Genomic DNA, 13,373 nt, shown 5'->3' on the forward strand with positions numbered 1-13,373 from the left:
TAGTGAACCTAGAACCTAAGCATGTTCAATCGTGTAAAGGCCGACATTGATCGCGCCTTCTTCAAATCCCCCTTCGCAATAGCAAAGGTAATATTCCCAAAGCCGCCGGAATTTATCGTCGAAACCAAGCTTTTGGATTTCCGGCCAGTTGGCGATGAAACGCTGACGCCATTCGGCAAGTGTCAGCGCATAGGAGTGGCCGAAATGCTCTGTCTCCTTTAACACCAGACCAGCCTTCACAAGATCACGCTCAAACACCTGATCTGAAGGCAAAAAGCCGCCCGGAAAGATGAATTTCTGGATGAAGTCGGCCTTGCGGCGATAGTCCTCGTAACGTGTTTCCTCGATCGAAATGACCTGTAAGACCGCTCTGCCGTTGGGTTTGAGGCACCGCTTCAGCGTTGCGAAATATTCAGGCCAATAGGCTTCGCCGACGGCCTCAAACATCTCGATTGATACAATGCGGTCGAACTGACCCTGAACATCGCGATAATCCTGCAAGCGCAGATCAACTGAATTATTCTGCCCCCTCTGCGCGACAAGCTGCGCTGCCCAGGCAAGCTGCGATGGCGAGAGGGTTATTCCCGTCACATGCGCACCCTGATGCTTTGCAAGATAGCTCGCCAGTGCACCCCAGCCACACCCGATTTCGAGAATTTTCTCGCCGTTCTCAACCGCCAGTTTCTCAGCGATACGCTGCAATTTTTGTCCCTGCGCACTCTCAAGGCTATCGCTCGTCTCGCTCCAGATTCCCGATGAATACAACATCGAAGGATCAAGCCATCGCGCATAGAAATCATTGCCGAGATCATAATGTGCTTCAATGTTTCGACGGCTTCCACGCCGCGTATTGGCATTAAGCAGATGGCCGATACGGTTCAATGCCCGCATCCAGATCGACCCGCGCAACGTAGAAAGCAACGTATCGCGATTGCGCACCGCAAAACGGATGACCGAGGTCAGATCAGGGGATGTCCATTCACCCTCGATATAGGCTTGCGCAAAGCCAATATCCCCGCCCGTCAGCAACCGACGCAGGCTGTTCCACTTGATGATTTCGATCTTCGCTTCCGGTCCGGGTGAGGAGCCATTGGCGGCCAGAACCTCTCCACCGGGGAGTGAAAGCACCAAGCGCCCATGCCGGACCTGTTTCAGCAGCCGCTTCAACACTATAGCCGAGGGGCTGAAAGCGGTCCGGTCTATCCGGCTTGACGCGGGTAGTCGATGATATTCGTCGAGTTGGCTCATGCGGCCTTGTTCCTCTTTTGGACGGTCTCGTTACGAACAGATGTGATGGAAATCTCTGGCGGTGCGGGTCGTTTGCGCAAACCGATGCCCTTCAACCAGATTTTCAGCGCTTCCCAGTGAATACCGCCAACCACTTTCAAGGTGAGAAACGGAATTGCAAAGAAAGCGCGCAGCAAGGCTCCGTCAGTCAATTCAACCCGGTGCGCCTGATGGCGAGCCGTCAAAAGCAGACCTTCATCATCAAAACTGTTGATGCGGATCGCCAACTTGTCTGTCGGTGGAGTGACCTCAAATTCATATCGCAGCCTCATATCCATGAAGGGCGAGACGTAAAAAGCCTTGTCGCAGCTTTGCACGATGCGTCCGCTTGCAGCATCGTCGACCGGGATCATATAGCCATGGCGCTGGCGGAAGGTATTATCGACCTCCCAGAGGATCGCGACAATTTCGCCGCCACGATTATAGCAGAAGAAAACACTCAGCGGATTGAAAGCCCAGCCCGCAATACGCGGCATGGTGAGCAGGCGGATAGCGCCGCCATCGGGCGTGACGCCGGCTACATCCATGGCACGTTCGACCTGCAAGCGCAGCGACGTGGCCGATCCATCGCCCCTGTCTTTTCTATAGAATGAAAACAGATTGAAACGGTCGAGCGAAAACAGCTTCAACTTGCCATCAAGCGCTTCCAATTCATCGAGATCGAGCAGAAGCGAATAGATTTTATAAGCCAGCTTATGAACCTTTGGCCGTAAGCGCGCGTGGGTCACATGGCCGGGGAAAAGTGCAGACTGGAAGTTTTGGGTCATGGCCGTATCCGCTCCCGGATCGGCAATGGTTGGCGAACAATGCGCCCACTTTCCTGCTCGACCTTCCATGGGCGGCGCAGACCACCCAGATCTTCCGCCACGGCGAGACCTGCCTGAAGCCCGTCCTCATGAAAGCCGGAGCCGAAATGCGCGCCACAGAACCAAGTCCGCCGCTGTCCTTGCAATGACCAGATTTCCTTCTGCGCACGATCCGTTGCCATGTCGAAAATCGGATGTTCATAGACCTCGCGCCGGATCACCAGCGCCTCGCGCGGCGCCCGACAAGGATTGAGTGTGACAAACGTCTCGGGTGCGCGGCCCAACGGTTGCAGGCGGTTCATCCAGTAGGTGATCGACGGCTGTGTTGGACCAGTGGCTGCATTGGTAAGATAATTCCAGCTCGACCACGCTGCACGGCGTTTTGGCATCAGCGTTACATCGCTATGCAACACCGCTTCATTGCGTGAATATTGAAACGCGCCGAGAATGCGGCTTTCATCGGCAGTCGGATCGGCCAGCATTCGCAAAGCCTGATCGGCATGGGTGGCGATCACGACATCGTCGAAAACATGGGAAACTCCGTTTCCGTCGAGCAACTCGACCAAACTTTCTGAACGGCGCACGGATTTGATGGGCGTCGAAAGCATGATGCGGTCTGCATAGGGTCTGGTGATACGCTTTACATATTCCCGACTGCCCCCGGATACCGTACGCCAGATCGGCCTGTCACGAAGAGCCAGAAGTCCATGGTTGCAGCAAAAGCGCACGAAGCTTGCTGCCGGATATCGACCGACTTCCATGGCAGGGGTGGACCAGATCGCCGCCGCCATCGGATAAAGATGGTCATCACGGAAGGCGCGGCCATAATCATTGCGTGCCAGATAATCATCAAGCGAAATGCCACCCATGATGCCGAGATCTTTTGGCGCATTGCGATAAAAGCGCAGCAGATCACGGATCATCGACCAGAAGCGCAGACTGACCAGATTGGAGCGCTGGGCAAAGAGTCCGAAACCTGTGCCGCCTGAATATTCATATGCTCCGTTTCCGACTGAAACCGCAAACGACATGTTGGACGGGGCAGTCGGGACATCAAGCGCACGAAACAATGCAGTCAGATTGGGATAGGTCACTTCATTATAAACAATGAACCCTGTATCGACCGCGACCGGACCGACGCTGCTCTCAAACTCGACGGTATTGCTGTGGCCGCCGATGCGATCAGATGCTTCAAAAACAGTCACATCATGACGTTTCGAGAGCAGCCACGCAGCAGACAGCCCTGAAATCCCGCTGCCGATAATCGCGATCTTGAGACGTCTAAAGCTACCCGGATGTTTCGTGATATCCATAGTCCCTCTTTTCACCGCGCACTTGGCTTGGCTCTCTGATACGTTTTCATCCTCTTACGTTTTGAGAGGGGGTTCGGTTCAATCGGCTGCTGAACTTTTTTAATTTTTTAAGCTGCTTAGGAAACCAAAAAGCAGGATCAAACGTATTGCATGCAGAAAACGCACTCCTCGCCAAAGGTTCGCCATGCAACCCGGTCTTCTCTTCATTGTTGCCATTACGCTGTCTGTCACGATGACGCTTGCATGGGGGCTTGCACGCAAGAGCGGCAAAAGCGGCTGGATCGACGCAATCTGGTCTTTCTCAGTGGGTATAGGCGCAATCGTAGCCGTTGTGCTTGCAGATGCGACATGGCAGCGGCGTTCGGCGATACTGATCCTTGTTCTGGCATGGTCGCTGCGCCTTGGCTTGCACATCACACAGCGAAGCGTGAGCCACGGTGACGACCCACGTTATGCAAAGCTGATAACAGAATGGGGTGAAAGCGCTTCCTCACGCCTTTTCTGGTTTTTGCAAATACAGGCTCTCGCAGCCTTCATTCTGGTTCTGTCGGTCTATCTCGCTGCCATCAGCCGCCCCGGCTTCCCAATTTTCTGGGACATGATTGCCGTTGCGATCATCGCCGTGGCACTGATGGGTGAAGCGCTGTCTGACTCTCAGCTTGCACGGTTTCGCAAAACGCCGGAGGCCAAAACTGAAATTTGCGAAACCGGCCTCTGGGCCTATTCCCGTCATCCAAACTATTTTTTTGAATGGCTGTTCTGGTGTGCATGGCCGCTGATGGCGATCACCGCATCGCCGTGGAGCTGGCTGTCGCTGCTCGCTCCGATCCAGATGTACTGGCTGCTGGTGCATGTCTCCGGCATCCCGCCGCTAGAACAACATATGTTGAAATCGCGCGGTGAAAAATTTCGCGCCGTGCAACAGCGTGTCAATGCGTTTTTCCCCGGCCCTCCAAAGAGCTAAACACACCAGCGTCCGAAATTTTCAGTAAAGTTGATCTTTCATAAAGTTTCGTCCCGTAGTTTTTGATATTCTCTAAATATTCAAATAAGTATAATTTATATGACCAACGGAAAGCTAAAAGCAGAACGTTGAAACTCATCACTTTCTGCGGGAGCATAAAAATTGCAACGAATAACAATTACCGTTGATGATGACCTGATGCACGACCTCGATGCATTAATTGCCCGAAAAGGCTATGCCAATCGTTCTGAGGCAGTTCGTGACCTTGTCAGATCCAGCATAGGTGAAGCAGACATTGCAGCTGATGAGGCCCGGCATTGTGTGGGTGTATTAAGCTACGTTTACCAGCATGATGCGCGCGATTTGGCGAAAAAACTCACGGCTTCGCATCATGACCATCATCAAATGTCCGTCGCTTCGTTGCATGTCCATATGAATGAAGAGCTGTGCCTTGAAGTCAGCCTCCTTCGCGGGGCGGTGAAGGATGTTAAGCAATTTGCGAATTCAATCATTTCGCAACGCGCTGTCGTTTATGGCGATGTGTCCATCATTCCGCATGAACCTCACGAGCATTAGGCATCTCAAATCAATATAGCGACCGGTTTTCAACATATGTCATAAAACATCGTATTGAAATTATTGCTTTAATGTAGCTAATCGGCATATTCCCTACGTGATTTGGTATCTCGTTTCGAAATAGTGGACACTCATGGATATTACCGTTCTCATATTTCTGCTTGTCTATCTGGCGATGGGTTGCGGTACTTTACCAGGTTTCAAAGTCGATCGAACGGGTGCTGCAATTATCGGATCACTCGCAATGCTTGTGGCGGGCAGTCTCACTGCGCAAGCTGCATGGAACGCGATTGACTACAAGACTTTGGGCATGTTGTTCGGCCTGATGGTGGTATCAGCCGGCTTTTCTGTTGCGGGATTTTATGGCTGGGTTGCAAAGCGCGTAACGGAGCTGCCACTCTCACCGCCGTTGCTGGTCGGCGTGATGATTATTGTAGGCGCATCATTTTCGGCATTTCTGACGAAAGATGTGGTTGCAGTGGCTATGACACCCTTGCTGGTTTCAGTGAGTCTGGCGAGGGGGCTTAATCCTGTACCCTTTCTTCTTGCTTTCTGCTTTGCCGTTAATACGGGTTCAACTGCCACGTTGATTGGTAGCCCGCAAAACATGATTACCGCACAGCAACTCGGACTTTCGTTTAACGGATTCCTGAAAATAGCGGCCATACCTGCATTGCTGTCATTGCCGATTGTATGGGGTGTTATTGTTTTCGCATACCGGGGCCGGTGGGAGCTAAAGACGCAAGCTGCAAAAGGTGTTGATGTTTCACAGGCGGGAAAAATCGATGTTCAGGAAACAGTAAAGACGGGTCTGGTCGCGCTGGTTGTGATCGGATTGTTTATCTTCAGTGATTTGCCGCGCGAGCTTGTAGCGATGGGGGGCGCAGGGATTCTCCTTATCAGTCGAAAAGTCTCATCACATGATATGCTCAAACAGGTTGATGGCGATTTGCTGCTGCTGATCATGGGTCTGTTTATTGTGAATGCGGCCATCGCAGCGACGGAAATTCCGCAGGATTTGCTTAATCATTTGCGCGAGGCAGGGCTTGACTTGAACGATCCGCTTACTTTGCTCTTTGTCGGTGGCGTTTTGAGTAATCTGGTCGGAAACAACCCAGCCGTGATGCTGCTTGTACCATATCTTCATTCAGGCGCAGGTGCCGATGCGCTGGGAGCTGCTTTGGCTTTGGGAACAGGTTTTTCAAGTAATATGATCGTTTTTGGAAGCCTTGCGGGCATTATTGTCGTTGAACAAGCGGGGGATCGCGGAATTAAAATATCATTTATGGAATTTGCCAGAACTGGCATTATTGTAATGCTTCTGTGTATGATTGTTGCAGCTTCGTGGATTTATGTCTTAACCAAATTCTAATTGATATAATTTAATAGAGAATTTTCGAAAAAAATAAATCCTATTGATCAATATATCAATACTGCAAACTTCTTTTGACTGTTAATAATTATCTTATAATTTTAATTATTTATTTGTAAAATAAGTATTGATCCCAAGCGACCTGATTGCTAGCTTGTACGCGGTGGTTTAATCGAGGGGAGCAACTTTAAGGGCTGCTGCATGCCATCTCCCCATTGTCTTTGTACGGAGGTTACGTATGCATTTCACGCCGCGAGAGATTGACAAGCTCATGATTCATACGCTGGCGATTGTCGCGCAGCGTCGTAAAGATCAGGGTTTGAAGCTGAATCATCCTGAAACCGTATCTTTGATTGCGGCGGCGGCACTTGAAGGTGCACGTGCAGGCAAGACGCTTGAAGAGGTCATGGAACTTGCCCGTAAGACCATCACAAAAGATGATGTGATGGAGGGCGTTGTTGAGATGATCCCTTATGTACAGGTTGAAGCTGTTTTCACTGATGGTAGCCGGCTTGTCACTGTTCACGATCCAATCCAATAATTCCCACAGGAGGCTTAGTTATGGCTGCAGATAATACAAAGACTCCTGTTGGAGGTCTGGTTCTCGGCAAAGGTGATATTGAGATCAATGCCGGTTATCCAACCACAACACTGAAGGTTCGCAACACGGGTGACCGCCCTATTCAGGTGGGTTCCCATTATCATTTCTTTGAAGTGAATTCGGATCTCGAATTCGACCGCGAACAGGCATTCGGCAAGCGCCTTAACATTCCTGCAACCACCGCTTTGCGCTTTGAGCCGGGTGACGAGAAGCAGGTTGTTCTGGTGCCCTATCAGGGCAAGCAGCGCGTTCTCGGCTTTAACGGTCTGGTGAATGGCTGGGTTGGCGAAGAAAGCTACAACGAATCCCGTCCACGTCTGACGGATGCAATGGAACGCGTTGAGCGCTACGGCTTTAAAAACAAAGCTTGATTGCCCGCTCCGAAAACCAGCGAACAGGATACTGAAATGGCTAAAATCTCACGGCAGCAATATTCGGATTTGTATGGTCCAACCACGGGCGATAAAATCCGTCTGGGCGACACGGATCTTTATATCGAGATCGAAAAAGACCTTCGCGTTTATGGTGAAGAAGCGGTTTATGGCGGCGGCAAGACCCTGCGTGACGGCATGGGCTATGACAACGAACTGACAAGCTCTGCCGGCGCACCGGATCTGGTTATTACCAATGTGACAATCGTTGATGCTGTTCAGGGCGTTATCAAAGCAGACGTCGGTATTAAAAACGGCCTCATTTACGGCATTGGTAAAGCCGGCAATCCGTCCACCATGTCGGGTGTTACGTTGCCTCTCGGACCGGGAACCGATGCAATCTCGGGCGAGCATCTCATTTTGACGGCAGGCGGCATTGACGCGCACGTTCACTTCATTTCGCCACAGCAGGCACAAGCGGCTCTTAGCAACGGTGTAACGACGCTGTTTGGCGGCGGTGTGGGCCCAACGGACGGTACGAACGGCACAACCATTACGCCGGGAACCTGGAACATCGAAATGATGTTGCGTTCTTTTGACAGCTGGCCGGTAAATGCGGGCGTTCTCGGCAAGGGCAATTCGTCCTCGGTAGTAACGATCGAAGAGCAGATCAGAGCCGGCGCGATGGGTCTTAAAATCCATGAAGACTGGGGCAGTACGCCGGAAGCAATCCGCACATCGCTGACTGTTGCGGATAAATTTGATATTCAGGTCTGTATCCACACCGATACGCTGAACGAAGCCGGTTTCGTTGAAAACACGATTGCCGCTTTTGAAGGCCGCACCATCCACACCTATCACACCGAAGGTGCAGGCGGCGGACATGCGCCCGATATCATCCGTGTTGCAGGCCAGTCGAACGTCATTCCAAGCTCGACCAATCCGACACTGCCTTATGGCATCAATTCGCAGGCCGAATTGTTCGATATGACAATGATCTGTCACAATCTCAGCCCGAAGATTCCGACCGACGTTGCTTTCGCTGAAAGCCGCGTGCGCCCGGAAACCATTGCAGCTGAAAACGTGCTGCATGATATTGGTGCTATCTCTATCCTGTCGAGCGACAGTCAGGCCATGGGTCGCGTCGGTGAAAACTGGATGCGCACCATCCAGACGGCGCATCTGATGAAGACCCGCTTCGGTGCTTATGACGGTGACAAATCCGGCAACGACAACCAGCGCGTGCTGCGTTTCGTTTCCAAGGTTACGATCAATCCGGCGATTGCCCAGGGCGTTTCGCATGTTGTGGGTTCGATCGAAATCGGCAAAATGGCGGACCTCGTGCTATGGGAACCTGCATTCTTTGGTGCCAAGCCAAAGATGGTTATCAAGGGCGGCATGATCTCATGGGCGCTCATGGGTGATCCGAACGCATCGCTGCCGACGCCGCAGCCAGTCATATATCGTCCAATGTACGGACAATTCGGTTCCGCATCGCCGAAAACCCGTGTCACTTTCACATCGGCGGCCGGTTTCGAGAATGGCATCGTGGACCGTTATGAACTGAAATCTCAGGTCGTGCCGGTGTACAACACACGCGCCATCAGCAAGGAATCAATGGTGCGCAACAATGCATTGCCAACCATTGAAGTGAACCCTGAAACCTTCGCTGTTACTGTTGACGGCAAGCACGCCACTGTTGAGCCCGCGACGAGTGTGCCTCTGACGCAGCTTTATTTCTTCAGCTGATGTAAAATTCACGGGAGGGTTATCAGCCCTCCCGCGTTCACTTAAAAAGTTTCGTTTTCGCTTTGAATGCAATGCAGAATAATGCCGCTTTCAGCTGCATTTCCGACTGCCGGATATGAAGCATAAGCTTCCGGAGGAACTATGATTCTCGTTGAGAAGACACTCGGTAACATCAAGGATTCCGTGTGGCATGATCGTTCACATCATGCACAGGTCGATTATCTCGCGCTAGAACAATGGGAAGCACCCAAGAGCCGCCTGCGTAAGGCCAGTGAAGGTGGCGTCGAGCTTGCCATTTCTCTGCCGCGCTCGGAACATCTGCATGATGGCGATGTGCTCCATTATGATGAAGCTGCGAACATCATCGTTGTAGCACGCATTGCGCTGAAAGAAGTGATGGTCATCGAGCTTCAGGGGTTGGAAGAACTGGCACCGCAGGAAATTCTGCGTATCTGCTTTGAACTCGGTCATGGTCTGGGCAATCAGCACTGGCCAGCAGTCATCAAGGGAACGACGGTTTATGTGCCGCTTTCTGTCGATCAGAAAGTCATGGCCTCTGTCATGCGCACCCACGCATTTGATCGCGTAAAGACGTATTTTGCGCCGGGCGAAGAAATCGCAGCGAAGCTCGATGCCAAGGAAGTGCGCATGCTTTTTGCGGGTGCCGACGCGACCCCGCATCATCATCACGACATGCACAAACATTCTCATTCCCATAGCCATTCCCATGATCACCATCATGATCATGGCGACCACTCGCATTCCCATGACCACAGCCATGAGCATTCGCATGACCATCATCACGGCCACAATCACAGGTAATCCATGTCAGGCATGAAGAACGAAGAACCACGTCCAATGCAGGATATGGTTCTTCTGGCAAAATTGCTGCAATTCTCGGACTCAACACTGCCTGTTGGTGCATTTGCATTCTCAAACGGCCTTGAATCTGCCTTGCAGACCGAGGTCGTGACCAATCCGGAAAGCTTGCATCGTTTTGTTGAGCTGGTGGTCCGCCAGGCAGCCCACATGGATGGCATCGCTTTTATCCATTCTCATCGCGCCATTCTGGTCGGTGACTATGAAAGCGTGCTGGCTGCGGATCATGAAATCTGGAATCGCAGAGTGGGCGAAGAGCAACAGCTTATGCTTGCGCGTATGGGCAAGAAATTTGCAGAGCTCTCTCTCAAGATCAGCGATTTCCCACCGCTTGAGCGCTGGCTAAAAGACATCAAATCCGGTGCTACACCGGGATGTTTTCCAATCGGCCAGGCGATGGCTCTGGCGCATATGGGTGCGGATGAACGGCAAGCCTTTGTGGTGCATCAATATGGCGTTGCATCGATGATCTTAAGTGCTGCGGTACGCCTGATGCGTATTGATCATCTGGATACACAGCGCATATTGTTTGCGGTCCAGAGCCGGGTCGAAAGTGACTATGAGGATGTGCAGGGGCTGGCACTTGATGAAATGTCGAGTTTTGCGCCAGTCTTTGACGTTCTCGTCGCGCATCACACAAAAACGCATGTCCGTCTATTTATGAACTAAAGCACATCCCGAAGAGCGGGAACGGGTTTTCGGAATTAGATGCGCGCAAAAGCAGACACACAGCGCAGTCTGAAAACTGGAAATGCTGGAAATAGCGTCTTGAAACAGGAATGAACCATGAAGAAGATTACACGTATTGGTATCGGCGGACCTGTGGGTTCGGGCAAGACGGCAGTTATTGAAACGATCACGCCGCGGCTGATTGAAATGGGCATCAAACCCCTTATCATCACCAACGACGTTGTGACGACAGAAGATGCCAAGCAGGTGCGTCGTACGCTGAACGGTATTCTGATCGAGGAAAAGATCGTCGGCGTTGAAACAGGTGCATGTCCCCACACGGCTGTGCGTGAAGATCCTTCAATGAACATTGCAGCCGTTGAAGAGCTGGAAGAAAAATATCCCGACAGCGATGTTATTCTGATTGAATCGGGTGGTGATAATCTGACGCTCACATTCAGCCCGGCGCTTGCCGATTTCTATATTTATGTGATCGACGTTGCAGCCGGCGATAAAATTCCACGCAAGAATGGTGCAGGTGTCTGCCAGTCGGATATTCTGGTGATCAACAAGAAGGATCTGGCACCTTATGTCGGTGCGAGCCTTGAGGTTATGGACCGCGATTCCAAGCTTATGCGCGGCAAGAAGCCATTTGTCTTCACCAATTGCAAAACCGGCGAAGGCATTGATGATTTGATGCAATTGATCCTCGATATGGCGCTGTTTGACGTCAAGCCCGTTGTTCAAACAGAAGCGGCTGGGTAAACGCATGAGCCTTCACGAGCGACTAAGCCGACTTGATGCAGCCAGAGAACTGAAGGGGTATCATAACCAGCCCGCGCAGATGCGCGCAGCCGGACCGGGTAAAATCGGCGAACTTCGTCTTGGCTTCTCGGTGCGCAATGGTCGCTCAGTGCTGCATGATCTCTATCGCGTATCGCCTCTTCTCGTACAGCAGGCGCTGTACTGGGACGAGGCGATGCCAGAGCTGCCAATCTGTTCGATCATATCGATTGGCGGCGGCATTTTGCAGGGCGATCGTTACAAGATCGATATTCATGTTGGCGAAAATGCCTGCGCGCAAGTGACGTCGCAGGGCGCAAACCGTGTTCATCAGATGGACGCGAATTACGCCTCGCAATATCAGACAGTGACAGTGGAGGCGGGCGCATATCTTGAATATCTTCCCGACTTCACTATTCCCTATCGTAACTCGCGTTTCATCAACCAGACTGACATTGTGATCGATGAGACTGCAACCCTCATCTATGGCGAGATGATGATGACGGGACGCAAGCATCATCATGAGAGCGAGAGGTTCGGTTTCGATCTTCTCTCAATGATGGTTTCGGTCAAACGCCCGGACGGAAAGCGGCTTTTCACGGATAAAGTTCTGATTGAAAAGGGTAATCCAACTATCGACTTCGCAGGTGTCATGCGCGGTTTCGATGCTTTTGCCAATATTGTCTGCATTACGCCACCCGATGTTGCCGCACGTATCAAGGAACGTGTTGAGGTGAATTTCAGCACCGATGCACCACGTGCAATATCTGGCGTATCGATGTTGCCCAACAATGCTGGGCTGATGCTGCGCGCAGTTGGTATCGAAAGCTATGACGTTCGCGCCGAAGTGCGGAATTTTTGGAAAATTGTTCGCGAAGAAGCGCGCGGACGGACTTTGCCTGAGGAGTTTCTCTGGCGTTAAAACGCATCTCGGAAACTAAGGACGGGTTTTCGGACAAGATGCGCGTTAAACATCGAAACGTGCCTTCGATTTGATTAAGAGGGGTTAGCGAAATGGCAGAGAAGAAAGTTAGTTTTCCGATCGCGTGTCTGCGTGGCGCGGGACAGGTGTTCTTTATGGAGAACGCTATCACCGGCGTATTGTTTTTCGCAGCAATTGCCTATGCATCTTATGCGACCGGCATATGGGCAACGACAATCGGTGCCGTTATTGGCCTCATTGTTGCGACGCTGACCGCGCATCTGCTTGATTGCGACGAACCGTCGATCGGTTCCGGCCTGTTTGGTTTCAACGGCATCCTTGTCGGGGTTGCGCTGCCCACCTTCATAGCAGCGACGCCGCAGCTCTGGTTCTATATCATTATTGGGGCCGCCGTCAGCACGGTTGTCACCGCCACATTCAGTGCCACACTGACCAAAAGCTGGGGCATACCCGGTTCGACCGGGCCATTTGTTCTCACAGGTTGGCTAATGGTCGCTGCCGCTTATTCGTTCGGTGCACTTGATGTAACCGGTGACAGCCCGAAGCTTGCATCGGATTATCTGCAGGGTGCTGCCAGCATTCCCGCCAATATTGAGCTGGTGCAAATTTTCTTCCGCAATATTGCGCAGGTATTCCTGCTTGGGAATGAAGTGAGTGGCGCGCTCATTCTGATCGGTATTTTTGTCGCTTCGCGTCCAGCCGGAATTGCTGCAGCCCTCGGCTCGCTGATCGCCTTGATCACAGCAATAGGCATGCGGGCGGATCCGGCTGTTGTGATTCAGGGTCTCTATGGTTTCAGCTCGGTTCTGACAGCAATTGCCGTTGGAGTGGTTTTCCTCAAAACAGACGGTAAAGTCATCGCCTATGCATTGCTAGCAACCATCACGACGGTCTTCATTCAGGGTGCTTACGACGTCATCATGTCACCGATGGGGCTACCGTCTTTCACAGCGCCCTATGTCCTGACGCTGTACCTGTTTATCGCACCAAAGAAACTGTTTGCGCCGCATCCTCACAAGCCGGTGTCCAAGCACCTCATAAGCGATAAATAATTTTTTGA

Annotated in this window: 14 protein-coding genes; 11 read left to right on the top strand and 3 right to left on the bottom strand. The window is 51.8% G+C overall.

The features are described from left to right. Nucleotides 1-15 precede the first annotated feature (15 nt). The 3 genes from H5024_RS13325 to H5024_RS13335 are packed head-to-tail and all read right to left on the bottom strand — an operon-like array spanning nucleotide 16 to nucleotide 3,406. On the bottom strand, nucleotides 16-1,248 hold the full coding sequence (locus tag H5024_RS13325) for a cyclopropane-fatty-acyl-phospholipid synthase family protein (protein WP_187547594.1): 1,233 nt from the start codon (nucleotides 1,246-1,248) through the stop codon (nucleotides 16-18). Then, on the bottom strand, nucleotides 1,245-2,054 hold the full coding sequence (locus H5024_RS13330) for a DUF1365 family protein (protein WP_187547597.1): 810 nt from the start codon (nucleotides 2,052-2,054) through the stop codon (nucleotides 1,245-1,247). Before H5024_RS13330 ends, H5024_RS13325 begins: the two co-directional genes overlap by 4 nt. Beyond that, nucleotides 2,051-3,406, bottom strand: coding sequence for an NAD(P)/FAD-dependent oxidoreductase (locus H5024_RS13335; protein ID WP_187547599.1), 1,356 nt, complete (start codon nucleotides 3,404-3,406; stop codon nucleotides 2,051-2,053). Before H5024_RS13335 ends, H5024_RS13330 begins: the two co-directional genes overlap by 4 nt. 184 nt (nucleotides 3,407-3,590) lie before the next feature. On the opposite strand from H5024_RS13335, the gene H5024_RS13340 reads away from it, so the two are divergent. The 11 genes from H5024_RS13340 to yut all read left to right on the top strand — a co-directional run bounded on the left by H5024_RS13340 (nucleotide 3,591) and on the right by yut (nucleotide 13,365). Further along, a complete protein-coding gene (locus H5024_RS13340; RefSeq protein ID WP_187547601.1) occupies nucleotides 3,591-4,370 on the top strand; it encodes a DUF1295 domain-containing protein in 780 nt (259 codons plus the stop codon). Nucleotides 4,371-4,532: 162 nt separating this feature from the next. Then, nucleotides 4,533-4,946 carry a nickel-responsive transcriptional regulator NikR gene (gene nikR / locus H5024_RS13345; RefSeq protein ID WP_187547603.1) on the top strand — a complete coding sequence of 138 codons (414 nt, stop codon included), beginning with the start codon at nucleotides 4,533-4,535 and terminating at the stop codon, nucleotides 4,944-4,946. Nucleotides 4,947-5,079: 133 nt separating this feature from the next. Further along, a complete protein-coding gene (locus H5024_RS13350; RefSeq protein ID WP_187547606.1) occupies nucleotides 5,080-6,318 on the top strand; it encodes an SLC13 family permease in 1,239 nt (412 codons plus the stop codon). Nucleotides 6,319-6,556: 238 nt separating this feature from the next. Then, nucleotides 6,557-6,859: an urease subunit gamma gene (locus tag H5024_RS13355; protein WP_187547608.1), complete on the top strand. Its 303-nt coding sequence runs from the start codon at nucleotides 6,557-6,559 to the stop codon at nucleotides 6,857-6,859. Between the two features lie 20 nt (nucleotides 6,860-6,879). Then, the gene (locus tag H5024_RS13360) at nucleotides 6,880-7,290 is read left to right on the top strand and encodes an urease subunit beta (RefSeq protein WP_187547615.1); all 411 of its coding nucleotides are present in this window, start codon (nucleotides 6,880-6,882) and stop codon (nucleotides 7,288-7,290) included. A 36-nt stretch (nucleotides 7,291-7,326) separates the two neighbouring features. After that, the gene (locus H5024_RS13365; protein WP_187547617.1) at nucleotides 7,327-9,039 is read left to right on the top strand and encodes an urease subunit alpha; all 1,713 of its coding nucleotides are present in this window, start codon (nucleotides 7,327-7,329) and stop codon (nucleotides 9,037-9,039) included. 141 nt (nucleotides 9,040-9,180) lie between these two features. Further along, nucleotides 9,181-9,861, top strand: coding sequence for an urease accessory protein UreE (ureE, locus tag H5024_RS13370; protein ID WP_187547620.1), 681 nt, complete (start codon nucleotides 9,181-9,183; stop codon nucleotides 9,859-9,861). A gap of 12 nt (nucleotides 9,862-9,873) precedes the next feature. Continuing rightward, nucleotides 9,874-10,587, top strand: a complete 714-nt coding sequence (locus H5024_RS13375) for an urease accessory protein UreF (RefSeq protein ID WP_247875289.1) — start codon at nucleotides 9,874-9,876, stop codon at nucleotides 10,585-10,587. A gap of 117 nt (nucleotides 10,588-10,704) precedes the next feature. Further along, nucleotides 10,705-11,352: an urease accessory protein UreG gene (ureG, locus tag H5024_RS13380; protein WP_187547622.1), complete on the top strand. Its 648-nt coding sequence runs from the start codon at nucleotides 10,705-10,707 to the stop codon at nucleotides 11,350-11,352. A 4-nt stretch (nucleotides 11,353-11,356) separates the two neighbouring features. Next, on the top strand, nucleotides 11,357-12,292 hold the full coding sequence (locus tag H5024_RS13385; protein WP_187547623.1) for an urease accessory protein UreD: 936 nt from the start codon (nucleotides 11,357-11,359) through the stop codon (nucleotides 12,290-12,292). Between the two features lie 92 nt (nucleotides 12,293-12,384). Continuing rightward, entirely contained in the window at nucleotides 12,385-13,365 is a 981-nt protein-coding gene (gene yut / locus H5024_RS13390) for an urea transporter (protein WP_187547626.1), read from the top strand. Nucleotides 13,366-13,373: the final 8 nt, after the last annotated feature.

Source organism: Ochrobactrum sp. Marseille-Q0166, assembly GCF_014397025.1.
GTDB lineage: Bacteria > Pseudomonadota > Alphaproteobacteria > Rhizobiales > Rhizobiaceae > Brucella.

What these genes read in the sequence shown, in the direction of transcription:
- yut (WP_187547626.1), top strand. Translation starts at nt 12,385, where the DNA reads ATGGCAGAGAAGAAAGTTAGTTTTCCGATCGCGTGTCTGCGTGGCGCG.
- ureE (WP_187547620.1), top strand. Translation starts at nt 9,181, where the DNA reads ATGATTCTCGTTGAGAAGACACTCGGTAACATCAAGGATTCCGTGTGG.
- ureG (WP_187547622.1), top strand. Translation starts at nt 10,705, where the DNA reads ATGAAGAAGATTACACGTATTGGTATCGGCGGACCTGTGGGTTCGGGC.
- H5024_RS13360 (WP_187547615.1), top strand. Translation starts at nt 6,880, where the DNA reads ATGGCTGCAGATAATACAAAGACTCCTGTTGGAGGTCTGGTTCTCGGC.
- H5024_RS13385 (WP_187547623.1), top strand. Translation starts at nt 11,357, where the DNA reads ATGAGCCTTCACGAGCGACTAAGCCGACTTGATGCAGCCAGAGAACTG.
- H5024_RS13350 (WP_187547606.1), top strand. Translation starts at nt 5,080, where the DNA reads ATGGATATTACCGTTCTCATATTTCTGCTTGTCTATCTGGCGATGGGT.
- H5024_RS13355 (WP_187547608.1), top strand. Translation starts at nt 6,557, where the DNA reads ATGCATTTCACGCCGCGAGAGATTGACAAGCTCATGATTCATACGCTG.
- H5024_RS13365 (WP_187547617.1), top strand. Translation starts at nt 7,327, where the DNA reads ATGGCTAAAATCTCACGGCAGCAATATTCGGATTTGTATGGTCCAACC.
- H5024_RS13375 (WP_247875289.1), top strand. Translation starts at nt 9,874, where the DNA reads ATGAAGAACGAAGAACCACGTCCAATGCAGGATATGGTTCTTCTGGCA.
- H5024_RS13325 (WP_187547594.1), bottom strand. Translation starts at nt 1,248, where the DNA reads ATGAGCCAACTCGACGAATATCATCGACTACCCGCGTCAAGCCGGATA.
- H5024_RS13330 (WP_187547597.1), bottom strand. Translation starts at nt 2,054, where the DNA reads ATGACCCAAAACTTCCAGTCTGCACTTTTCCCCGGCCATGTGACCCAC.
- H5024_RS13340 (WP_187547601.1), top strand. Translation starts at nt 3,591, where the DNA reads ATGCAACCCGGTCTTCTCTTCATTGTTGCCATTACGCTGTCTGTCACG.
- H5024_RS13335 (WP_187547599.1), bottom strand. Translation starts at nt 3,406, where the DNA reads ATGGATATCACGAAACATCCGGGTAGCTTTAGACGTCTCAAGATCGCG.